At 69.3% G+C, this 22,407-nt stretch carries 15 protein-coding genes; 1 reads left to right on the forward strand and 14 read right to left on the reverse strand.

Annotation, left to right across the window (positions count from 1 at the left end):
* Window positions 1-158: 158 nt before the first annotated feature.
* Window positions 159-1,580 (reverse strand): citrate synthase, encoded by a 1,422-nt coding sequence (locus tag HMPREF2883_RS05875; RefSeq protein ID WP_070659647.1) that lies wholly within the window; start codon window positions 1,578-1,580, stop codon window positions 159-161.
* 269 nt (window positions 1,581-1,849) lie between these two features.
* Between HMPREF2883_RS05875 and HMPREF2883_RS05880 the strand changes: the two genes are divergently transcribed.
* Complete coding sequence (locus HMPREF2883_RS05880; protein WP_070659650.1) at window positions 1,850-3,085, forward strand: ATP-binding protein; 1,236 nt, start codon at window positions 1,850-1,852, stop codon at window positions 3,083-3,085.
* Window positions 3,086-3,102: 17 nt separating this feature from the next.
* On the opposite strand, the gene dapC is transcribed toward HMPREF2883_RS05880, so the two are convergent.
* The 13 genes from dapC to HMPREF2883_RS05945 form a co-directional block, all read right to left on the reverse strand.
* Window positions 3,103-4,311, reverse strand: coding sequence for a succinyldiaminopimelate transaminase (gene dapC, locus HMPREF2883_RS05885; RefSeq protein ID WP_070659652.1), 1,209 nt, complete (start codon window positions 4,309-4,311; stop codon window positions 3,103-3,105).
* Window positions 4,312-4,370: 59 nt separating this feature from the next.
* Window positions 4,371-4,721 (reverse strand): ferredoxin, encoded by a 351-nt coding sequence (fdxA, locus tag HMPREF2883_RS05890; RefSeq protein WP_009394099.1) that lies wholly within the window; start codon window positions 4,719-4,721, stop codon window positions 4,371-4,373.
* Between the two features lie 421 nt (window positions 4,722-5,142).
* Entirely contained in the window at window positions 5,143-7,953 is a 2,811-nt protein-coding gene (locus HMPREF2883_RS15495) for a VanW family protein (protein ID WP_070659654.1), read from the reverse strand.
* Window positions 7,954-7,967: 14 nt separating this feature from the next.
* Window positions 7,968-9,890, reverse strand: coding sequence for a translational GTPase TypA (typA, locus tag HMPREF2883_RS05900; protein WP_070659656.1), 1,923 nt, complete (start codon window positions 9,888-9,890; stop codon window positions 7,968-7,970).
* Between the two features lie 168 nt (window positions 9,891-10,058).
* Window positions 10,059-10,754 (reverse strand): hypothetical protein, encoded by a 696-nt coding sequence (locus HMPREF2883_RS05905; RefSeq protein ID WP_256277358.1) that lies wholly within the window; start codon window positions 10,752-10,754, stop codon window positions 10,059-10,061.
* Window positions 10,755-10,827: 73 nt separating this feature from the next.
* Window positions 10,828-12,495 (reverse strand): ABC transporter family substrate-binding protein, encoded by a 1,668-nt coding sequence (locus HMPREF2883_RS05910; protein WP_070659658.1) that lies wholly within the window; start codon window positions 12,493-12,495, stop codon window positions 10,828-10,830.
* Between the two features lie 95 nt (window positions 12,496-12,590).
* Entirely contained in the window at window positions 12,591-14,798 is a 2,208-nt protein-coding gene (locus HMPREF2883_RS05915; protein ID WP_083313558.1) for a dipeptide ABC transporter ATP-binding protein, read from the reverse strand.
* Window positions 14,795-15,781, reverse strand: coding sequence for an ABC transporter permease (locus tag HMPREF2883_RS05920; protein WP_070659913.1), 987 nt, complete (start codon window positions 15,779-15,781; stop codon window positions 14,795-14,797). The genes HMPREF2883_RS05915 and HMPREF2883_RS05920 overlap by 4 nt, the downstream gene beginning before the upstream one ends.
* A gap of 30 nt (window positions 15,782-15,811) precedes the next feature.
* Window positions 15,812-16,771 carry an ABC transporter permease gene (locus HMPREF2883_RS05925; protein WP_070659661.1) on the reverse strand — a complete coding sequence of 320 codons (960 nt, stop codon included), beginning with the start codon at window positions 16,769-16,771 and terminating at the stop codon, window positions 15,812-15,814.
* A gap of 242 nt (window positions 16,772-17,013) precedes the next feature.
* Window positions 17,014-18,882 carry a dipeptide ABC transporter ATP-binding protein gene (locus tag HMPREF2883_RS05930; RefSeq protein WP_070659663.1) on the reverse strand — a complete coding sequence of 623 codons (1,869 nt, stop codon included), beginning with the start codon at window positions 18,880-18,882 and terminating at the stop codon, window positions 17,014-17,016.
* Window positions 18,879-19,838, reverse strand: coding sequence for an ABC transporter permease (locus HMPREF2883_RS05935; protein ID WP_070659664.1), 960 nt, complete (start codon window positions 19,836-19,838; stop codon window positions 18,879-18,881). The genes HMPREF2883_RS05930 and HMPREF2883_RS05935 overlap by 4 nt, the downstream gene beginning before the upstream one ends.
* A complete protein-coding gene (locus HMPREF2883_RS05940) occupies window positions 19,831-20,760 on the reverse strand; it encodes an ABC transporter permease (protein ID WP_070659667.1) in 930 nt (309 codons plus the stop codon). The genes HMPREF2883_RS05935 and HMPREF2883_RS05940 overlap by 8 nt, the downstream gene beginning before the upstream one ends.
* A 17-nt stretch (window positions 20,761-20,777) precedes the next feature.
* On the reverse strand, window positions 20,778-22,403 hold the full coding sequence (locus HMPREF2883_RS05945; protein WP_070659668.1) for an ABC transporter substrate-binding protein: 1,626 nt from the start codon (window positions 22,401-22,403) through the stop codon (window positions 20,778-20,780).
* Window positions 22,404-22,407: the final 4 nt, after the last annotated feature.

A 22,407-nucleotide genomic window follows, 5' to 3' on the forward strand; every position in this document is an offset into this window, starting at 1 on the left:
CCAAACCACTGCGGGCGGATCTCAGTGGTTTGGGGGACAGAGCAGTCCTCGTCGGGAAAGTACGTCCCCGACCCGCACCGCCCGGCCACAGACAACCGGCCACAGACAATCAGCCCTGGGCGACCGGCGTGAGCCCGTGAGCCTCAGACCCTCGCGATTCAAACCCTGGCGATGCGGTCGAGGCTGGGCACGCCGGCGCGGGTGTCCGGGTACTGGCCGTCGTCGTGCTTGCGCCGGTGCATGGCCACATAGTGGCGCTCGGTGGAGCCGTTGTAGACCTGGCGGGGCCGCCCGATGCGCTTGGCCGGGTCGGCGATCATCTCGCGGTACTGGGCGATCCAGCCCGGCAGGCGCCCCAGGGCGAACAGGGGCGTGAACATCTTCGTGGGGAAGCCCATCGCCTGGTAGATGAGGCCGGTGTAGAAGTCGACGTTCGGGTAGAGGCTGCGCGAGACGAAGTACTCGTCGCGAAGCGCCGTCTCCTCCAGCTCCATGGCGATCTCGAGCTTGCGGTCGCCGTCGTCGGAGCCCAGGCGGGTCAGGACGTCGTGGGCGGTCTCCTTGACGATGGCGGCGCGCGGGTCGTAGTTCTTGTAGACCCGGTGGCCGAAGCCCATGAGCCGCACGCCGTCCTCCTTGTTCTTGACCTTGCGGACGAACTCGGCCGTGCTCATTCCCGAGCTCTGGATCGTGTCCAGCATCCGCAGGACCGCCTCGTTCGCGCCGCCGTGCAGCGGCCCGGACAGGGCGCCCACCCCCGCAGCCACGGAGGCGTACATGTTGGCGTCGGCCGAGCCCACGAGGCGCACCGTGGAGGTCGAGCAGTTCTGCTCGTGGTCGGCGTGCAGGATGAGGAGCATGTCCAGGGCCCGTACCACGGCAGGGTCGATCTCGTAGGACTGGTAGGGCATGCCGAAGGTCAGGCGGATGAAGTCCTCAACGTAGGAGCGCTGCGGGTCGGGGTAGAGCAGCGGCAGGCCAATGGCGCGCCGGGCGATGTAGCTGATCATCGTGGGCATCTTGGCCAGCAGCAGCACGGTGGCGAGCTCGCGCTCGTAGGGGTCGTGCGGGTCGAGGGTGTCCTCGTAGTAGGTGGCCAGGCCCGCAATCCCCGCCTGGAGGATCGCCATCGGGTGACCCGAGGAGGGGAAGGAGGTGAAGAAGCTGCGGAAATCCTCGTGCAGCAGCCGGTGACGCGAGATGCGCCGCTCCATGCGCGCGAAGGACTCTCGGTCGGGCAGCTCGCCGTTGATGAGGAGGTAGGCGACCTCCAGGAAGGTCGAGGACTTGGCCAGCTCCTCGATCGGGTAGCCGCGGTAGCGCAGGATCCCGGCCGCACCGTCGATGTAGGTGATCTGCGAGGTGCACGACGCCGTGTTGGTGAAGCCCGGGTCGAGTGTCACCACGCCGGTGGAGCCCAGCAGCTTGGACACGCCTAGGCCGTCGGCGCCGTCGGTCGCCCGGGTGCGCGGCAGCTCAAGGTTGGTGCCGTCAACAGCCAGCAGAGCGGGACCGCCGACGGCGCTGAGCCGGCTCTGCTCGGGCTGCTCAGCCGCGGTGGGGGTGGGGGTGCTCGTCATCATGCCTCCTGGGGCTCGGGGCCGCACGCATCGCGACGGCGAGACCTGGGCCCACGGGGGTTCCGGCGGGCCCAGCGTCCACTGTACGGGGTGCGCCGTCACGACGTCGTCTCATGGGCTCACCGTGGGCCACCGGATCAGCCTGACGAGCCCGGATCAGCCCGCCGTGGGCACCAGCCGGACACCCACCCATGGCTTGATAAACTTATCAAGCCCAGCGGCGGCTGATAAATTTATCAAACCAAGTGATCGTTGATAAACTTATCATCATGAGGACTCCCCTTGACTCACCGTTCAGCCCAGGCTCGGACACGGTGCCCCTGGTGTGGGCGGGGCGCATCGAGCACCTCAGCGACTGGCGGGATGCTCTTCGCCCGCGCCGAGCCGCCGGCATCCACGAGCGCGGCCGCACAATCCTGGGGGAAGCCGGCTCCGGAAAATCCGCGTTGGTGCGCCGGATCGCGAGCGAGGCCTTGGAGGATGGCGACTGGGTCACGCCGCAACTGCGCATCCCGTCGGGAAGCGACCCCATCAAGCGAGTCGCCTCGGCTCTGCTGACCCTCGCCGACACGGCGGGTCTGCCAGCAGCCAGGGAGCAGCGCATCGGCGACCTGCTGCGCCGCGTTGAGTCCGTGACTGTCTCCGGCACTTCCCTGTCCGTGCGCGCCCAGGACGGCCCCGAGCCTTACACCGCCCTGACCGATCTGCTCATTGAGATCGGCCGTGCGGCCACCAAGCACCATGCCGTGGTGATGATCCACATTGACGAGGTCCAGAACATCACTGATGAGCATGCGCGCTCCCAGCTGCTCATCGCCCTGGGTGACGCGCTCACTCACGAGGAGCCCACGACCCTTCCCGGCGGTCTGAGTGTCGGCTCGGCGCTGCCTATCGCCGTCTACCTGACCGGCCTGCCCGAGTTCGCGGACATGGCCGGAGCCCGATCCGGTGCCACCTTCGCGCGTCGCTTCCAGACCACCACGCTGGAGACCATCGACGACGACGACCTCCTGACCGCACTCCACCCCTTCATCAGCCAGGGGTGGCCCATCACCACGGCCGACGGCGGCACAGATCGGATCTTCATGGAGCCCGACGCCCAACGCGCCATCGTCGAGCTCTCCTGCGGAGAGCCATTCCTTTTCCAGCTCGCCGGGCAGTGCGCCTGGCACGCCAGCACTGACAGCATCATCACCGCCGAGCACGTCCGTACCGGATGGAGCAGGCAGGCGGTTCATGAGGCAGAGGCGCATGTGCAACGCATCCTCGATCGGCTCCCACCGCGCGAGAGGGAGTTCGTCGAGGCAATGGCTGAGCTCGCACCCGAGGAACGTTCTCTGACGAATATCGCCGAGAAGCTCGGCCACAAGAGGGCCACCGACGCGGGCCCCACCGCACAGCGGCTCGACCTGACCCGCAGGATCATCCAGCGCGGCAGGCCCTACCGATTCCAGCACCGCGCCGTCGGGGCCTATCTCACCTCCGGGTGGCCCGAGGTGAGCTGATCGGGACCAAGGTGGCCTCAGCCGGCGAAGAGGGCGGCGGCCTCAGGCGAGCGCAGGCGCGCGGCGGCGGCGGCGACTCGCTCGTCGGTGTCGGTCAGGCTCATGCGCACCCGCCCGGCCCCGGCCTCGCCGTAGAAGTCGCCGGGGGCCACGACGATCCCCAGCTCAGAGAAGGCCCCCACGAGCTCGTAGGCGCTCATAGACTCGGGTCCCCGGAGCCACAGGTACAGGCCGGCCACGGAAGCCGGGTCGTTGACGAGACCGGCGGCGGCAGTCGCCTCGACGAGCACCTCGCGGCGCTCCCGGTAGACCTCCTTCTGCACCTCCATGTGCGCCTCGTCGCCGAGGGCGGCCACGAGAGCCGCCTGCACCGGAGTCGGCATGAGCATGCCGGTGTGCTTGCGCACCTCGGTGACGGCGCCCACGAGCCGCGCGTCACCGGCGAGGAAGGCCGCCCGGTAGCCGGCCAGGTTGGACTGCTTGGACAGGGAGTACAGGGCGAGCAGGCCGCTTCGGCCCGCCTCTCCTCCGACCCGGGGGTCCAGGAGGCTCGGGATCGGCTGGGTGTCCCACGGCGACTCCCAGCCGAGCTCGGCGTAGCACTCGTCGGAGATGACGACGGCACCCCGCGCTCTGGCCCAGGCGACGATCCGGGCCATCTGCTCAACGCTCAGGACGTGCCCGTCGGGGTTGCCGGGGCTGTTGAGCCAGACGACGGCCACGGGCGCGTCCTCAGCAATACCCCAGGTGACGGGGTCGGCGTCGGTGTCCACGGGGACCGGGGTGGCCCCCACGAGGCGGGCGCCGACGTCGTAGGTGGGGTAGGCGGCTCTCGGGTGCAGGACGAGGTCGCCGGGGCGCACCCCCAGGTGCAGCGGCAGGAGGGCCACGGACTCCTTGGAGCCGATGGTGGGAATGACCTCGCCGTCACCCAGGCCGGCCACGCCCCGACGTCGTTCCATCCACTCGGCGATGGCGGCTCGCACCACGGGGGCGCCGACCGCCGTCGGGTAGCCGGGGGCGTTGGCGGCCGCGAACAGGGCGTTGCGGGCGATCTCGGGGGTGGGGTCGACGGGTGTCCCCACCGCCAGGTCGACGACGCCGTCCGGGTGCTGGGCGGCCCGCTCCCGGTAGGGGCTCAGCGAGTCCCAGGGGAAGTCGGGCAGGGCGAGGCGGCGGGGCAGGTGGGGGCTGGGGGAGGTCTCAGGAGTCGCGCTGGTGGTCACGGGTCCTGATTCTTCCTCACGAGCCGGGGTGTCTCCACCCCCAGCCCCCGCCCGCCGGCTCAGTAGCCGTTGGCCTCTTTCCACTCCTCGTTCTGCGGGGGCAGGGCGGCGATCATGGGGTCGTCGTAGTCCAGCGCGCCGGTCCTCTGGGCACCTCCGGGCGAGCCGAGTCCCTTGAGCTCGAAGAAGTCGATGTTGGCGCGGGTGTAGTCCTCCCACTCCTCGGGAACATCGTCCTCGTAGAAGATCGCCTCGGTGGGGCAGACGGGCTCGCAGGCGCCGCAGTCGACGCACTCGTCGGCGTTGATGTAGAGGCTGCGTTCACCCTCGTAGATGCAGTCGACGGGACACTCGTCGACGCAGGCACGGTCCTTGACGTCGACGCAGGGCTGGGCAATGACGTACGTCATGGCAGCAGTGTCCTTTCTTCTCTGGGGATCTGTCCACGCAGGTGAGCGGGGTCGGGCCAAGTATGGTCCCCCGGTGCCCGTCGGCCCAAGAGGTGAGAGAGTGGCCGTCAGCACGCCGAAAACTCAGGGTTGCCACACCGCGATTACGTCACTGCCGCAGCGCGAATGTCACAGGTAACACCAATCTCGGGCACCGCACGCCTCAGAGCGCGATCTGCGACGATCCGACTGAAAAGTGTCCAGCAGGGACGACTTTGACGCGCGACGCCACGCGATCCACTCGCGTTTGCGCAGGTCAGAGAACCGCGGTCACGCAGAAGCGTTCTACGGTGTCATCAAAGTCGTCCCGTTTGGACAAAAGTCTCCTCCGACACTGCTGCGTCGGCACTCCTCTGAACCGGGGGCGCAGACGGCGGCGCCGTCAGGAGCAGACGATGTCGTTGTCGGCGGCGTACTGGGTGGTGAGCACGTCGTCAGGCAGGGCCTTTCCGTCGTGCTTGCGGGTGCGGGTGACGGTGATGTCGAAGCCGGGGTTGCCGCCCGAGTAGGGCTCGCAGCCGGGGCCGGACTTGCGCTCAGTGGACACCGGGCGGAAGTTGAACCGGTCCGAGGAGGTGATCGACACGTCGTAGTACTTCGTGGACCACATGCGCACGTGAATCTGCTCGCCGTCCAGCCAGGCCTGGACCAGCACCGCGTGGGACGTGGAGTTCGTGAACTTCACGTCGAGCTTGCCGGTCCACAGGGTGGCCTCGCGCCCGGCCGGGTAGCGGTCGAAGTAGTACTGGTGGGCGTGGTGCTCGGTATCGTCCATACCGGCCTCGAAACCGGCGTTGAAGACGGTGGTGGCCACCTGGCTCAGCCCGCCGCCCATGGAGTCGACGTGCTGCCCGTTGGAGATGACTCCGGCGTCGGCGAACCCGTGCTCGTAGTCGACCTCGCCGAGGGTCTTCTCCAGGGAGAAGACCTCACCGGGCTTGACGACGGTGCCGTTGACGAGCTCGGCCCCGCGGGTGAGGTTCTGGGTGCGCGGCGCGTCCCCACTGTTGTACGGGGTGGCGAACTCGCCGATCGCCTCGCTGATGCCCCACTCGTTCTGCGGCGTCTTCACCGTCGGCTCGGCCACGACCATCGGCAGGGTCACGGTCCGGCCGGCGACGTCGGTGGCGGTGGTGCCGGCCTTGAGCAGGCTTGCGGACAGGGCGGCGGTGTCGATGACTTTGCCCTGGGCGGCGGGGACGTACTGGGGGCGTGCCCCAGGTGCGCCGGTGGCGGAGCCGTCGATCTTCCAGGTCGCGTTCTGGGCGGGGGTCTCGACCTGACCGATCCTGGCGACGACGCCGTCACGCAGTGCGGTCGGGTCGAAGGTGGCGCTCAAGGTGCCGCCCTCGGAGGAGATCTTCAGCATCTCGGCTGTGTCCTGCGGTGAGAAGGCCGCGGCCGCGCCGGGGCTCTTGCTCTGCGCGCCGGTGCCCGCCGTGTTCACGGTCAGTCCGCTGGACAGCAGCGGCGTGAGGGTGCCGTCGACGAACTTGGCGGCCTCCTCGTCGGTGATGGCGGGGATCGCGGTGCCCTCGGCCATGGCGAGCGTCTTCTTGCCCAGGGGCCAGCTACCGGAGAGCTGTTTGAGAGAGGCCTCGACGTCGAGCCCGATGCCGTTGCTCGCGGGCGTGGTGACCGGCTTGGTGCCCTCCAGGGTCACGGTCGCCGAGACCGCGCCGTTGGCCATCGTGTCGACCCGGTCCTCCAGGGCGCCGCGCAGCGCGGTGGAATCGACCCGGATGACGGCCTCGGTGCGCTGGCCGCCGAGGCGCTGAGCCAGGGTGAGGGGGTTGAGGGTGAAGCCGGTGAGCTTCTTGACCGAGGCGTCGGTGTCGACCGAGATGCCCGACTTGGCGGGCACGAGCTCGGAGCTGCCCTGCCCGACGGTGAGGGTGACGGGCTGGGCGAGCTGGTCGCCGATGCCCTTGCCGACGCGGTCGCGGGCCTCCTTGGGGCTCAGACCGGAGACATCGACACCGGAGACGGTGGTGCCCGAGGCGATGTGCTGGGTGGTCCACCAGGCGATGCCGCCCCAGGCCAGCAGCAGGGCCGCGGCCCCGGCGGCGCAGGCGGCGGGGATGAGGCGCCGACGGCGTGAGGCGCCCGACCCGGCTGCCGTACCGTTGGTCTTCTTCGCGACGTCCTGGGCATTGGAGGGCTTGTGCGCCTTCTCGGCCGCGGCCAGGGTCCCGGCGACGGCGGCGGCAGCGTTGTCCCCCACCGGATCGGCATCGCCCTCGGTGGGCTCAGCGGCTCGGGCGGCGTTGACGGCGGGCGTGGCCTGCGCGGGCGCTGAGGGCGACGCCCCGGACAGGCTCTTCGGTGCGATCGATGGCGGCATGTCGCCGGAGTCGGGGCTCCATGCGCTGCCTTGCCGGGTCTCTTCAGCCGCGTCGGCGCCGGCCGACTCATAGGGTGAGAGGGCCTCGGCAGGGGTGGCGGCCTCGTCGACGACGCGCGTCGATGCCGGCGTCGCCACCGGTTCAGCGGCTTCTACAGCGGCCGACTCGGAAGTGGCCGGCTCGGAAACGGCCGACTCAACGGGCTCGTCACCAGGGGCGGAGGTCTTGTCGGCGCTCTGGTCGGCGACCTCGCCGGCGGGGGCCTTCTCCTCCGGCTGCTCGACGACTGGGGCCTGCTCGGGCTCCTCAGGTCCCTCGGACTTCTCAGGCTGCTCGGTGACCGGAGCCGCCTCGGACTCCTCGGCCTGACCGACCGGCTCAGCCGGCTCAGCGGCCTGGGCCGACTCGGCAGGCTCTGCAGGCTTCACGGCCTCGACCGTCCCGGCGGGCTCCCCCTCCTGGGCCTCGCCACCGACCTCCTCAGCCGGCTCAGCCGACTCGGCAGTCTCCGCAGGCTCGTCCTGAGACTCATCCTCGAGGTTGAGGGTCGGGGTGTCGTCAGCGTCCCCGCCCTGAGCACAGGAGACGGGCTCACCCGCACCCTGGTCGGCGACCTCGCCGATGTCCTCGACGGCGGGAGCCTTCTCCTCCGGCTGCTCGACGACGGGAGCCTGCTCGGGCTCCTCAGGTCCCTCGGACTTCTCAGGCTGCTCGGTGATCGGAGCCGCCTCGGACTCCTCGGCCTGCGAGGCGGACTCGGCCGGCACAGCAGCCTCAACGGGCTCGACGGCGTCGGCTGCGGCCTCGGAGGCGGCAGGCTTCTCCCCGCGGTTGACGGACTGGCTCATGGGCGCGGTTCCTCTCAGGCCTCGGCACGACGACGGCGGGCGTTCTCGCGGAAGCGCTCCTGGGAGTTGAGGATGACCTTGCGGATGCGCACGGCCTCCGGGGTGACCTCGACACACTCGTCGTCGGCGGCGAACTCGAGGGCCTCCTCCAGGGTGAGGCGGCGCGGCGGCACGAGGGCCTCGAAGGTGTCCGCGGTCGAGGAGCGCATGTTGGTCTGCTGCTTTTCGCGGACCACGTTGACGTCCATGTCCTCGCCGCGGGGGTTCTCCCCCACGACCTGCCCCTCGTAGGTCTCCTGGGTGGGCTCGACGAAGAAGCTGCCGCGGTCCTGCAGGCGGATGAGCGCGTAAGCGGTCACGGCCCCGGCGCGGTCGGAGACGAGGGAGCCGGTGGTGCGCGAGACGATCTTGCCGGCCCAGGGGGCGTAGCCCTCGGCGATGGAGGAGGCGATGCCGGTGCCACGGGTCTCGGTAAGGAACTGCGTGCGGAAGCCGATGAGGCCGCGGGCCGGCACGAGGAACTCCATGCGGATCCAGCCGGTGCCGTGGTTGGTCATGGTCTCCATCTGGCCCTTGCGGGCGGCCATGAGCTGGGTGACGGCGCCCAGGTACTCCTCGGGGACGTCAATGGTCATGCGCTCGATGGGCTCGTGGCGCTTGCCGTCGATGGTGCGGGTGACCACCTGGGGCTTGCCGACGGTCAGCTCGAATCCCTCGCGGCGCATCTGCTCCACGAGGATCGCCAGCGCCAGCTCGCCGCGCCCCTGCACCTCCCAGGCGTCGGGCCGCGTGGTGGGCAGGACCCGCAGGGACACGTTGCCGATGAGCTCGCGGTCCAGGCGGTCCTTGACCTGACGGGCGGTGACCTTGGCGCCCTTGGTGCGCCCGGCCATCGGGGAGGTGTTGATGCCGATGGTCATGGCGATGGCCGGGTCGTCCACGGTGATGAGCGGCAGGGGGCGCGGGTCCTCGGGGTCCACGAGGGACTCGCCGATGGTGATGTCCTCGATCCCGGCGACGGCGACGATGTCACCGGCGTGCGCCTCCTCGGCGGGTTTGCGGTCCAGCCCCTCGGTGACGAGGAGCTCGGAGACGCGGGCGGAGGCCAGGGAGCCGTCGTGGCGGGCCCAGGCCACCGTCTGCCCCTTGCGCAGGGTGCCGTTGTGGATGCGCAGCAGCGCCAGGCGCCCCAGGAAGGGGGAGGCGTCCAGGTTGGTGACGTGGGCCTGCAGGGGGGCGCCCTCCTCGTAGGAGGGGCCGGGGATCCGCTCGATGATGGTGCGGAAGAGCGGCTCGAGGTTCTCGTTGGCCGGCAGCTCGCCGTCGGCCGGGGCCTCGGTGTCGGCGCGGCGAGCCTTGGCGGAGGCGTAGATGACGGGCACGTCCAGGACGGCGTCGAGGTCGATGTCGGGGTGCTCGTCGGCCAGGTCGCTGGCCAGGGACAGCAGCAGGTCGGTGGACTCGGAGACGACCTCGTCGAGCCGGGAGTCGGGGCGGTCCACCTTGTTGACCACGAGGATGACCGGCAGGTTCGCGGCCAGGGCCTTGCGCAGCACGAAGCGGGTCTGGGGCAGGGGCCCCTCGGAGGCGTCGACGAGGAGGACGACGCCGTCGACCATGGACAGCCCCCGCTCGACCTCACCGCCGAAGTCGGCATGGCCGGGGGTGTCGATGACGTTGATGATGATGCCCTCGGGGCAGCCGGCGTCCGCGGCGGAGGGGCCCGAGTAGTGGACCGCCGTGTTCTTGGCGAGGATCGTGATGCCCTTCTCACGCTCCAGCTCGCCGGAGTCCATGACGCGCTCACCGGTGGTCTCCTCGGTGGCCCGGGCCCCGAAGGCGCCCGCCTCCCAGAGCATGGCGTCGACAAGAGTGGTCTTGCCGTGGTCGACGTGGGCGACAATGGCGACGTTGCGCAGATCCTGGCGCACGCTCATAGGGGGCACTTCTTCCGGTGGGAGGACGCCGCGGGCCAGACACCGCTCAGGCACCGACCACAGGGCACGAAACAGAGAAAGACTAGAGGACGCCGGTCGCGACCTGCCATGGCCGGGCCAACACCCGGCCTGTGCGCCCACTCACGCTCCGGTCACCGGGAGGTCACCTCACAGGAGCACGGTCACTGCCGCGAGCGCGACGGCGAGCAGCCCGGCGGCGACGACGACCGGACGGTTGAGGCCGCTGGTGGCGCCGGTGGTAGCGCCGGGCGCCGCATCGTCCGCGGCCCGAGCGGGACGGCTGCGCACCTGCTCGGCGTAGGCCTCGATGAGGGATCCGGCATCACCGGTGTCGAGGTTGGTGCGGTAGGTCCCCTCCCCCACCAGGTACTCCGGGCGCACCGCCGGGGCCGGCTCGGCGGCCCGCAGGCCGTCGCGCCGCTCCTGCTGCTCGCGCAGTTCCTGGCGGCGTCGGAAGGACTCGGCCATGCCGCCGCGGCGGGGAGCGGCCGAGGCCCGCACCTCGACGTCGTCACGGGTGATGACCGACAGCCCCCAGCGGGTGCGGCACAGCTCGACCTCGTCCCAGTCCAGCACGTGGGTGCGCCAGGCGTTGCGGATGGTGAGTGCCTGCGGGGTCAGGGTGATGTGTGGGGCCCACCACAGCAGCCAGGTGAGGAAGGTGAGCGTCCCCGCCCAGGCCAGGGTGCGCAGCCCGTGGGCGGCGCCGTCGGCCAGGCCGATCGTCAGGGACATCCCCGCCGAGGCCAGGCCGATGAGGGCGGTGCCGAGGCGGGCCGGCAGGGACCGGATGACGACGGTCGGCATGGCAGGGGGCACGGTGATGGACACAGCGGTGGGCACGTCTTCTTGCACGGGCGCATCATGCCGCACCGGCTCTCGTCCGTCGTCATCCGGTCCGGTTGAGGGCACCGGCTCAGCTCTTGACGTAGCCGATGCGCTCGGGCCGGAAGGAGGCCAGCCCCTGGGCGCCGAAGTTGCGCAGCGTCTTGGGCACGGCGGTCAGTTGCATACGCTGGTAGATCGGGATGTTGAAGACGTTCTCCCACAGAATCTTGTCGAGCTCGTTGGCGAGCTTGTTGCGCTCGGAACCGTCGGGGGTCGAGCCGATCTTGGCGACGTACTGGTCGACCTCGGGGACGGACAGCCCGGTGTAGTTGGACTGGCTGGTCGAGGCGTAGTACTGGCCCACGTTGGCCAGGGGGTACTGGGTCTTCTCGGTGGTGAAGGCCGTCAGCGCGTAGTTCTTCTTGTTGATGTACTCCGGGAAGTACTTGTCGATCTCGACCGTGGAGACACTGAGCTTGATGCCGACCTCGCCCAGCTGCTTCTGAAGGAGGTTGGCCTCGTTGGTGGCCACGGGGGCGTTAGAGGGGATGGTCATCACCAGCTCGAGCTTCGTGCCGTCCTTGGCACGCACGCCGTCGGATCCGGCCCCCCAGCCGGCGTCGTCGAGCAGCTTCTTGGCGGCCTCGACGTCGTGGCCCCAGCTGGTGGAGTTGTCCTGGTAGCCCTCCTGGACGGGCAGGAAGAAGCGGTTGCCCAGGAGGGTCTTCTTGGCGTCCACCGGCAGGCCCGCCAGGTCGGAGGCAGCGATGGCCTCGCGGTCGCAGGCCCGGGGGATGGCCTGGCGCACGGCCTTGTCCGCCAAGGGGCCAGAGGAGGCGTTGAACATGATGTGACGCCACTGCAGGCCGGTGTTCTGGCGGACCTCGGCGTCATCGCGGCCGCTGGCCTGCTGGTAGACGTCGGCGGAGAAGATGTAGTCCAGGACGTCGATCTCCTTGTTGGCGAAGGCCTGCCCCAAGGCCGAGTCGTCCAGGACGTGCAGGGTGACGGTCTCGAGCTTGGGGGCGGCACCCCACCACTTGTCGTTGCGCTCCAGGGTGATGACCTGCTTGGACTCGTCGTAGCTCTTGATCTTGAAGGGGCCGGCGAAGTAGTCGTTGTTGAACTTGGTGGCGCCGGCCATCGACTCGTTGAAGGTCTTGGCATCGGCCATGAGCTCCTTGGGGGAGATGCCGGCCAGGGCGTAGGACCAGTCGGGGTAGACCGAGTTGAAGGTGAGCTTGGCGGTCTGCTTGTCCACGATCTCGACCTTCTCGACCTTGTCGAGGCCCTCGACGGTGGCCCAGGAGTAGCTGGGGTCCTTGACATGGTCGAAGAACGCCTTGATGTCCTCGGAGTCCCACTTGCGTCCGTTGCCCCAGGTGGCCTTCTCGTTGACGGCCACGGTGACCACGGTCTTGCCTCCGACCTCCGCGGCCTCGAGCTTGGTGAGGAAGTCGGGGTTCGGCGTCGCCTTGCCGTCCTCGGCCCAGTCGACGACGTAGGGGGCGACGAACTTCATGACCAGGCGCACGTCAACGACGTTGCCGTCCACGGTCGCGGCGTTCCAGTTCGTCGGCGCCGAGCCGATGCCGAAGCGCAGCGTACCCCCGTCCTGGAGCTCGTCGGGGGCGGCCGTGGGTACGCCGGCGGTGGAGCCCGAGGAGCCGGAGCCGTTCTTGGCGCAGGCGGCCAGGGAGGTCAGGACGGCCGCGGAGGCCGTCGTGGCGAGGAACATGCGACGGTTGAGCTTCATGGGAATCTCCGTTCACTGAGGGCGCCGTCGTCGGCGCGCGGTGGTGGGCAGGATCGGTGGACAGTGCGATGGGAGGACTCGGGGCGCGAGGGACGTCAGAAGACCGCGGTGCGCTCGGGGTAGTAGCAGGCGACGTCGTGGTCCTCGCCCTGGGAGCGGAACTCCGGCATGGCTCCCAGGCAGGCCGAGCGCTCGTCGTCGGTGAGTCCTGAGGGGAACTTCGGGCAGCGGGTGCGGAAGCGGCAACCCGAGGGCGGGTTGGCGGGGCTGGGCATGTCGCCCTCCAGGACGATGCGGCTGCGGCCGCGCTCCTTGGCCGGGTCCGGGATGGGGATCGCCGAGAGCAGGGCCTGGGTGTAGGGGTGGGCCGGGGCCTCGAAGATGGTGTCGACGTCGCCGATCTCCACGATCCGCCCCAGGTACATGACGGCGACGCGGTCGGCGATGTGGCGCACCACCGACAGGTCGTGGGCCACGAAGAGGTAGCTGAGCCCCATGGTGGCGCGCAGCTCGTCAAGCAGGTTGATGACGCCGGCCTGGATGGACACGTCCAGGGCCGAGACCGGCTCATCGAGGACCAGGAGGCTGGGTTCGAGGGCCAGGGCCCGGGCGATGCCGATGCGCTGGCGCTGCCCGCCGGAGAAGTTGCGCGGGTAGCGGTTGGCGTGGCTGGGCTCGAGACCGACGAGCTCCATGAGCTCCTCGATGCGCGGCCCGATGTCCGCCTTCTTCCACCCGTTGGCCCGCAGCGGCTCGGCGATGATGTCGAAGATCGGCAGGCGCGGGTCCAGGGAGGCCATGGGGTCCTGGAAGACGATCTGCAGGTCGCGGCGCACCTGGCGGCGCTGGGCCCGCTCCAGGTCGGCCGTGTCCTTGCCCAGGACCACGATCCGGCCCTCCTGGGGCGCCTGGAGGGAGAGGACCTCCATGAGGGTGGTGGTCTTGCCGCATCCGGACTCGCCGACCAGGGCCAGGGTCTCGCCCCGGCGGACGTCGAAGGAGACGCCGTCGACGGCGTGGACGGTGCCCACGCGTCTTTTGAAGACGGCGCCCTTCATGAGGGGGAACTCCTTGACGAGGTCGGTGACGCGCAGGACCTCGGGGCGCTCGACGTGCGGCAGGCTCATGGTCTCGGGAGTCTTGAGAGCCGGGACGGGGTAGATGTGGGAGTAGTCGAGCTGGTCCCGCTCGATCTCGTCGCGGCGGCGGCAGGCCGAGTACTGGGCGCCGGAGCCGGTCTCCTCGCCGTCGGTCCCGCCGCGCTCCACGAGGGCGAGCTGCGGCTCTCCCTGGGCGCACTCGGCCTGGGCCATGGGGCAGCGGGGGATGAAGGGGCACCCTCGGGGCAGCTCGAGCAGGGAGGGCGGGTTGCCCTCCAGGGTGGCCAGAGCCGAGTCCTTGCGCGCGTCCAGACGGGGCAGGGAGCCGAGCAGGCCGATCGTGTAGGGCATGCGCGAGCGGTAGAAGATGTCGTCGACGTCGCCGGTCTCCACGATGCGCCCGGCGTACATGACGGCCACCCGGTCGGCCATGCCGGCCACGACCCCCAGGTCGTGGGTGATCATGATGACGCCGGCACCGGTCTCCTTCTGGGCGGTGCGCAGCACGTCGAGGATCTGGGCCTGGATGGTGACGTCGAGGGCCGTGGTGGGCTCGTCGGCGATGATGAGGTCGGGGTCGTTGGCGATCGCGATGGCGATGACGGCCCGCTGGCGCATGCCGCCGGAGAACTCGTGGGGGGAGGCCTTGGCACGCACCTGCGGGTTGGGGATGCCCACCAGGTCGAGCAGCTCGACGGCGCGCTTACGGGCGGCCGCCTCGCTCATGCCGGGATGGTGGATGCGCAGGGCCTCGACGATCTGGGCGCCCACCGTGTACACGGGGGTCAGGGCGCTGAGCGGGTCCTGGAAGACCATGGCGACCTGGGAGCCGCGGATGCGGGACATGTAGCCGTCGGGCCGCCCCAGCAGCTCGGTGCCGTGGAGGCGCACCGAGCCGGTGACCTCGGCGGACTCGTCGAGCAGCCCCATGACCGCCGTGGAGGTGACGGACTTGCCCGAGCCGGACTCGCCGACCAGGGCCAGCACCTCACCGCGGGCGACCGACAGGTTGACTCCGCGCACGGCGTTGACGCGCCCGTCCTCGGAGGGGAAGGAGACGTGCAGGTCGGTGACCTCCAGCAGCGGGGCGGCGCTGGAGGGGTCCGGCAGCGCGTCGTCGCCTCTGCGGGCGTCGACGGCGGGCACGGCCGCGGCGCTCTTCGTGGCCTCTGCGGACGAGCGGGAGCTGCTCGTGGGGCTCATGCCTTGCCTCCTGACTTGGACGAGGGGTCGATGGCGTCGCGCAGGCCGTCACCCATGACGTTGACGCACAGGAGCATGAGGACGAGCACGGCTGCCGGGGCCAGGAAGATCCAGGGGTAGGTGGTCGCGGAGCGCTGCCCCTCGGCGATGAGGGTGCCCAGGGAGGTGTTGGGCGGCTGGACCCCGAAACCGAAGTAGGACAGCGTCGTCTCGCTGATGACGGCGTAGGCCACGTTGATGGTGGCGTCCACGATGAGCAGGGAGGCGATGTTGGGCAGGATGTGCCGGGCGATGATGACGGGGCTGGGCACGTTCATGAAGCGGGCGGCGCTGACGTACTCCAGGTTCTTCACGCTCAGGGTCAGTGAGCGCACCACACGGGCCGTGAGCATCCACCCGAAACCGGCCAGGAGGATGATGAACAGCGCGATGGAGCCCTTGGCGGCTCCGGCCCGCTGGGAGAGGATCGCGATGATGAGGAAGGAGGGCACCACCAGGAGCAGGTCGGTGGCCCACAGGGCGATCTTCTCCCACCAGCCGCCGAAGTAGGCGGCCGAGGAGCCGATGACGGCGGCGATGCCCGTCTGGAGCAGGGCGACGAAGACGCCGATCATCATGGACTTGCGGGTGCCCTCCACGACCATCGCGTAGACGTCGCGGCCGCCCTGGGTGGTGCCGAACCAGTGGTCGGCACTGGGGGCCTGCAGGAAGGCGGAGGAGTCGACGTCGGTGAAGGTCCAGTGGGTCGCGGCGTCGCCGAGAAGCGCGAAGAGCACCATGAGCAGGAAGCCGATCGCGCCGACGACGGCCCCCTTGTTGCGCCAGAAGCGCCGGGTGATGATCTGCCTGCGGGTCAGACGCCGGGAGTCCCTGGGGGTCTCCTTGGTGATGTCGCCCAGGTCCTCGGGGCTCAGCGGGGCCTCCCCGCCCTGCTCGACGGCGGCGTAGCCGCCCACCGTCATCTGCTTGCCGATGGAGGCCATCCCGTTGGGTTCAGCATTGCGCGCCATGGGTCAGCTCACCCTCACTCTCGGGTCGACGATCGCCACGAAGACGTCGGACAGGAGCGCGCCGGTGAGGGTGCACAGCCCGGAGAAGGCGACCACGGCCGTCACCCCGTTGATGTCCATGCCGGAGATCGCGCTGATGGAGTACTCGCCCATGCCGTGCCAGCCGTAGACCCGCTCGGTGATGGCGGCACCGGTGAACAGGGTGGCCAGGGCGAAGGCGAAGTAGGTGGCCATGGGGATGAGCGCGGTGCGCAGCGCGTGGCGGGTCAGCGCCTTGCGCTTGATGAGGCCCTTGGCGCGGGCGGTGCGCACGTAGTCGGCGCCCAGGGTGTCGAGCATGAGGTTGCGCTGGAAGCGGGAGTAGGAGGCGATACCGCCCAGCGACATCGACAGGGTGGGAAGCAGCAGGTGCTGGAGGCGACCGAGGGCCCCCTCCCCCTCACCGGTGAACTCGAAGATCTGGAAGCCGGAGCTGCGGTTGATCTGGACGGCCAGGACCTGCAGAAGGATCGCGATGACCATGGCGGGAGTGGAGATGATGATCATGGAGATCAGGGAGATCGCACGGTCGGAGAAGCGGTACTGGCGCGTGGCGGTCCAGGCCCCCAGGGCCACTCCCCCCACCATGCCGATGGCGGCACCCAGGAAGACCAGCCGCACCGAGACGAGGATCTTGGTGCCGATGAGGGTGTTGATGAACTCGCCCTTGGGGGTGCGCCCCCAGTCCCAGTGGAGAACCACGTTACGCAGCCAGGTGACGTAGCGGTCCCACACGGGCAGGTCGTGGCTGATGTTGTACTTCACGAGGTTGGCGTGAATGGCGTCCCAGTTGAGGGAGGGATCCTGATGGTTCCACAGGGCCGAGGGATCCAGGGAGGCCGAGGCCAGCAGATAGGCCAATGACGTGGCGATGAACAGCAGGACCGCGTAGTTCGCGATCCGGCGCGCCAGGTACGGGAGCATGCGTTCTCCTCCTCCGGACAACCCACCGGTGCTTGAGTCACCGGTCCGTGGCACGAGCACCTGACAGCCTTGGAGGTGACACCGCGTACGAACAAATGAATGGGGTCACAATACCCGGCGCGTGAAACTCGGCCGATACATTTCCAGCATTCAGGAAATGCCCACATGGTTATTAATAGTGGAGGGGAAATGAGACGCGGCGGTGGCCCGAAGTCCACCGCCGCGTCGCCAAGGGACCGCCCTCAGTCGTCGGACGTCAGTTGAGCCTCATGCTTCTCATCTCCGTAGAGGTCGATGCCCGCCCCGGGGACGGCCCGGATGAGCTCGCGGGTGTAGTCCTGGCGCGGGTTGGCGAAGAGCTCGTCGGCCGCCCCGGACTCCACGATCCGCCCGTGCTCCATGACGACGACGTCGTCGGCGATCTGGCGCACGACGGCCAGGTCGTGGGTGATGAACAGGTAGGTCAGCTCCAGCTCGGCCTGCAGGTCGGACAGCAGGCGCAGGATCTGGGCCTGGACCAGCACGTCCAGGGCGGAGACCGCCTCGTCGAGGATGACGATCTGCGGCTTGAGGGCCAGGGCCCGGGCGATGGCGACGCGCTGACGCTGGCCGCCGGAGAGCTCGTGGGGGTAGCGGCGCATGACCGAGCGCGGCAGGGAGACCATGTCGAGCAGCTCGGCGACGCGCGCCTCGCGCTCCTTGGCGGTGCCGATCCCGTGGACCCGCAGCGGTTCCTCGACGACGCGGAAGATCGAGTACATCGGGTCCAGGGAGCCGTAGGGGTTCTGGAAGACCGGCTGCATGATGCGCCGCAGGGCGAAGAGCTCCTTGGGGCCCAGGGTGGACAGGTCCACCCCGTCGTGGAACACCTTGCCGGAGGTGGGGTCGATGAGGTTCAAGATGATGTTGGCGACCGTGGACTTGCCTGAGCCCGACTCGCCCACGAGCGCGGTCGTCGTGCCCTTGCGGATGCCGAAGCTGACGTCGTCGACGGCGGTGAGGGTGTTGTCCTCACCGATGGGGCCGCGCACCTTGAAGACCTTGGTGAGGTGCTCCACGCGCAGGATCTCCTCGGTGGAGCTCGATCCCAGGCTGGCGCCCAGGAGCTCGTCCTCGGCGACTTGGATGCCGCGGGCGTGGGCGGACTCGATGCGCCGGGAGGCCAGGGAGGGGGCCGCCTTGACCAGGCGCTGGGTGTAGGGGTGGCGGGGGTCCTGGAGCACCTCGAGGCTGGGGCCGGACTCGACGACCCGGCCGCGGTGCATGACCACGATGTGCTCGGCCCTCTCGGCGGCCAGCCCCAGGTCGTGGGTGATGAAGAGCATCGCGGTGCCCAGCTCACGCACGAGGGTCTGAAGGTGGTCGAGGATGCGTCGCTGGACGGTGACGTCCAGGGCGCTGGTGGGCTCATCGGCGATGAGCAGGTCGGGGCGGGCGGCCAGTCCGATGGCGATGAGGGCGCGCTGGCGCATGCCGCCGGAGAACTCGTGGGGGTACTGCTTGGCCCTCCGGGAGGCCTCGGGCAGGCCGGCCTGCTCCAGTAGGAGGGCCACCTGCTCATTGACGTCGATGTGCCCACCGGGGGCGGACTGGTCGGCACCACCGGCATGCCCGGTGCGCTTGGCCATGAGGTGGGCGAGGCGGTCGTCGGCGACGCCGGCCAGCCCGTTGGCCCGCAGCGCCTCCTTGACCTGGAAGCCGATGGACCACACGGGGTTGAGGTTGGACATGGGGTCCTGGGGCACCAGGCCGATGGAGGAGCCGCGCAGGGCGGTGAGCTCCTGGGTGCCCAGGTGGGTGATGTCGCGGCCCTGGAAGCGGATCGTGCCGCCGGTGACCCGACCGGTTCCGGGCAGCAGCCCGATGACGGCGTGGGCCAGGGTGGACTTGCCCGAGCCCGACTCCCCCACGATGGCCACGGACTGGCCGGGGTAGAGGGTCAGGTTCGCCTTGCGCACGGCCGGGACGAGCCCGGTCGAGGAGCGGAAGGCGACCTCTAGGTCGGTGATCTCCAGGAGGGGGTCGCTCTCGGCCTTCCAGGAGGTCGCGGGGGCGAAGGTCTTGTCGGAGGCGCCTGAGGCGGTGGCGGTGGATGCGTTGGAGGGTGTCACTTGCGGGCCTTCGGGTCCAGGGCGTCGCGGACGACGTCGCCGAGCATGATGAAGCCGAGCACGGTCAGGGCCAGTGCGCCGGCGGGGAAGAGCAGGACGCTGGGGTGGCTGTTGAGGGCGTCCTTGGCGGCCGCGATGTCAGCGCCCCAGGAGACGACCGAGGAGGGCAGGCCGATGCCCAGGAAGCTCAAGGTGGCCTCCGAGACGATGAAGACGCCGAGCTCGACGGTGGCGGTCACGATGATGGGGGCGGCGGCGTTGGGCATGACGTGGCGCAGCAGCATGGCCATGCGTCCCGAGCCCAGTGCCCGCGAGGCGGTCACGTAGTCCTCGTTCTTAACGCTCATCACCGAGCCTCGCGTGATGCGGGCGATCTGGGGCCAGCCGAACAGGGCCAGGACCAGGATGACGGTGAGGATCGAGCGGTCGTTGCGGAACATCTGCATGACAACGATGGCGGCCAGGACGAAGGGCACGGCGAAGAAGATGTCGGTGACGCGTGAGAGCAGCGCGTCGAAGAACCCGCCGAAGAATCCGGCCAGGGCCCCGACGGCCGAGCCGACGAGAACCACGACGAGGGTGGTGAAGATGCCCACGCTCACCGAGGCCCGGGCGCCGTGGACAGTGCGGGCGAAGATGTCGCAGCCCTGGATGTCGAATCCGAAGGGGTGGCCCCAGGAGGGCCCCTGGTAGGAGTTGACCAGCGTGCAGTAGCCGGGGTCGCGCGGGGCGAAGAGCCCGGGGACCAGGGAGAAGGCCACGGCCACGGCGATGAGCACCGAGGCCACCCAGAAGATGGGCCGACGGCGCAGCTGCCTCCAGGCGTCGACCCAGACGGAGGCCGGAGCGGACTCGTCGGCGACGGCGTCGACGGCCCCCAGGCCGATCTCGTCGTCGGCGATGACGAAGCGCTCCTGGCCCGGGCGGGTGGTGGGGGACGTGGTGTTCTCAGGCATAGCGGATCCTCGGGTCCAGGGCGGCGTAGAGCAGGTCCACCAGGAGGTTGGAGACGATGAAGACGAGCACGAGCACAGTCGTGAAGGACACGACCATGGGGCCGTCGCCGCGGATGATGGCGGAGTAGAGGGTGCCTCCCACGCCCTTGATGTTGAAGATGCCCTCGGTGACGATGGCGCCGCCCATGAGGGCCCCCAGGTCCGCGCCCAGGAAGGTGACGACCGGGACCAGGGAGTTGCGCAGGACGTGGACGATCATGACACGGGCCCCGCTCAGGCCCTTGGCTCGGGCGGTGCGCACGTGGTCGGCGGTGAGGTTCTCGGCCACCTCGGTGCGGGTCAGACGCAGCACGTAGGCGAAGGAGACGGCGCCCAGCACGACCGCGGGCATGAGGAGCTCGGTGAAACCGGGGCTCTCACCGGCGGTCACGGGCAGCCAGCCCAGCCGCACCCCGACGATGAACTGCAGGACGAAGCCGATGACGAAGGTGGGCACGGCGATGACCACCAGGGAGAGCACCAGGACGGTGGCGTCGAACCAGCCGCCCTTCCTCACTCCGGCGATGAGGCCGAAGCCGATGCCCGCGATGGCCTCGAAGGCCAGGGCCATGAGGGAGAGCTTGATGGTGATCGGGTAGGCCCGCACCAGCACGTCGAGGACGGACTCGGTCCCCCGCAGCGACTGGCCCAGGTCCAGGGTGAACAGCCCCTTGAGGTAGAGCAGGTACTGGACGATGAAGGGCTTGTCGAGGTGGTAGCTGGCCTTGATCTGGGCGATCACCTCGGGGCTGAGTGAGCGCTGGCCCCCGAGCGCGGCGATCGGGTCGCCCGGCAGGGCGAAGACCATCGCGTAGATGAGCAGCGTGGCCCCGAAGAACACCGGGACCATCTGCAACAGTCTGCGTGCGACGTAGCGAAGCATGTCGTCTTCTTCCTCCCTCAGAACTTGGAGATGGCCTCGGCCCGCGCCCACAGGCGTCTGGCCTCGTCCGGGTCGTAGGTGAGGACCTCGTTGCCCGGGACATCGGCGGTCCAGCCCACGACAGTGGGGGCGGTGAAGTCCTTGGCGGGCGTGCGGGTGCCGTAGTAGAGCTTGTCGCAGATGAGCTTGCGGTCGATGGCCCGGCAGATGGCGGCGCGGCGGGCGCGCCCCTCCTCGTCCATCTTCCAGTGCTCGTGGGTGACGTCGATGGCGAGTCCTTGGAAGAAGGCGGCGGGCTTGTTGATGGCGCGCTCGCCCAGCTGCTTCTGGAAGATGGGCAGGAAGGAGTCGGGGACGGAGTCGGCGATGTCGATGGCATCGGCGAGCAGGTCGTTGTAGACCGAGTCGTAGCTCGTGTACAGCTTGAAGGTGATGCCCTTGTTCGCCACGGTGCGCCCGCCGGCGTAGGCGGGGTTGGGCTCCAGGACCATCCGGCTGTCGTGGTCCCAGGAGACGAGCCGGTAGGGGCCGTTGCCCACGGGTTTGATGCCGTAGGCCTTGATGTCCTTGAAGGCGGAGTCCGGCATCGGGTAGTAGGCGTAGTGCCCCAGGCTGATCTTGAAGTCCGACGCCGGGGCGTTCAGCTCGACCGTGAAGGTGAGGTCGTCGACCTTGGTCAGCCCGGTCAGCTCGGAGTCCTCGTCGTAGGAGAAGCCCTTGATCCTCTCGAAGAAGGAGGAGCCGAGCTGGGCGTTGGACAGCAGGGCGCCGAACTTCCAAGACTTGATGAAGGAGTCGGCGGTCACCGGGCTGCCGTCGGAGAAGGTCCAGCCCGGTTTGAGGGTGATCGTGTAGTGCTGGTTGTCCGTGGTCTCGATGGAGGAGGCCACCTCGTTGCTGACGTTTCCGTCCTTGTCGTAGCGGATCAGGCCGGCGTAGATCAGGTCGAGGACCCGCCCGCCGCCGATCTCGTTGGTGTTGGTGGGCAGCAGGGAGTTCTGGGGCTCGGTGCTGTTGGCCAGGATGACACCGTCGTTGGCACTGGAGCGGGCCTCCTCGTATACCGGGACGGCCCTCCAGTCGAAGTCGACGTTGGAGGCGTTGCGGGAGTAGCCGCCGAAGCCGTTCTGGTACCACAGCGGGATGCCGGGCAGGTCGGCGAAGAGCTGGGACTGGGCCTGGCGGAAGTAGCCGTAGGCGGTCTGGGGGTCGGTGGCCGCCGCCGCCTGGGTCAGGAGGTCGTCGAAGGTCTTCGAGGAGTACTGGGAGTCGTTGGCACTGGCACCGGTCTGGAAGGTGGCGTTGAGGAAGTTCTCCTGCGAGGGGTAGTCCGCCGACCATCCGGAGCGAAAGGCGCCCAGGAGGGTGTGCTTGGTGATGGCGGCGCGCATCTCGGAGAACTGGGCCACTGGCAGGGGCTCCATGGTGATGCCCAGGACGTTGGACACCGAGTGGCACACGGCCTCGACCCAGGTCTTGTGAGGGCCATCGGAGTTGTAGGCCAGGGTCAGCTTGCCGCTGCCGCTGCCCAGTCCGCCTCCTTCCGAACCCGATCCGCGCGAGCATCCTGAGACCAGGAGCAGGCCGAAGGCGGCCGCGCCGAGCCCGAAGCCACGGCGCGACACTGTCAGGGCGTTGTTCATGCAA

Source organism: Actinomyces sp. HMSC075C01 (genome assembly GCF_001812965.1).
Taxonomy (GTDB): Bacteria; Actinomycetota; Actinomycetes; order Actinomycetales; family Actinomycetaceae; genus Actinomyces; species Actinomyces acetigenes.

Coding starts and splice junctions, on each gene's coding strand:
- HMPREF2883_RS05875 (WP_070659647.1), bottom strand. CDS start 1,580: ATGACGAGCACCCCCACCCCCACCGCGGCTGAGCAGCCCGAGCAGAGC.
- HMPREF2883_RS05880 (WP_070659650.1), top strand. CDS start 1,850: ATGAGGACTCCCCTTGACTCACCGTTCAGCCCAGGCTCGGACACGGTG.
- fdxA (WP_009394099.1), bottom strand. CDS start 4,721: ATGACGTACGTCATTGCCCAGCCCTGCGTCGACGTCAAGGACCGTGCC.
- HMPREF2883_RS15495 (WP_070659654.1), bottom strand. CDS start 7,953: ATGAGCCAGTCCGTCAACCGCGGGGAGAAGCCTGCCGCCTCCGAGGCC.
- typA (WP_070659656.1), bottom strand. CDS start 9,890: ATGAGCGTGCGCCAGGATCTGCGCAACGTCGCCATTGTCGCCCACGTC.
- HMPREF2883_RS05910 (WP_070659658.1), bottom strand. CDS start 12,495: ATGAAGCTCAACCGTCGCATGTTCCTCGCCACGACGGCCTCCGCGGCC.
- HMPREF2883_RS05915 (WP_083313558.1), bottom strand. CDS start 14,798: ATGAGCCCCACGAGCAGCTCCCGCTCGTCCGCAGAGGCCACGAAGAGC.
- HMPREF2883_RS05920 (WP_070659913.1), bottom strand. CDS start 15,781: ATGGCCTCCATCGGCAAGCAGATGACGGTGGGCGGCTACGCCGCCGTC.
- HMPREF2883_RS05925 (WP_070659661.1), bottom strand. CDS start 16,771: ATGCTCCCGTACCTGGCGCGCCGGATCGCGAACTACGCGGTCCTGCTG.
- HMPREF2883_RS05935 (WP_070659664.1), bottom strand. CDS start 19,838: ATGCCTGAGAACACCACGTCCCCCACCACCCGCCCGGGCCAGGAGCGC.
- HMPREF2883_RS05940 (WP_070659667.1), bottom strand. CDS start 20,760: ATGCTTCGCTACGTCGCACGCAGACTGTTGCAGATGGTCCCGGTGTTC.
- HMPREF2883_RS05945 (WP_070659668.1), bottom strand. CDS start 22,403: ATGAACAACGCCCTGACAGTGTCGCGCCGTGGCTTCGGGCTCGGCGCG.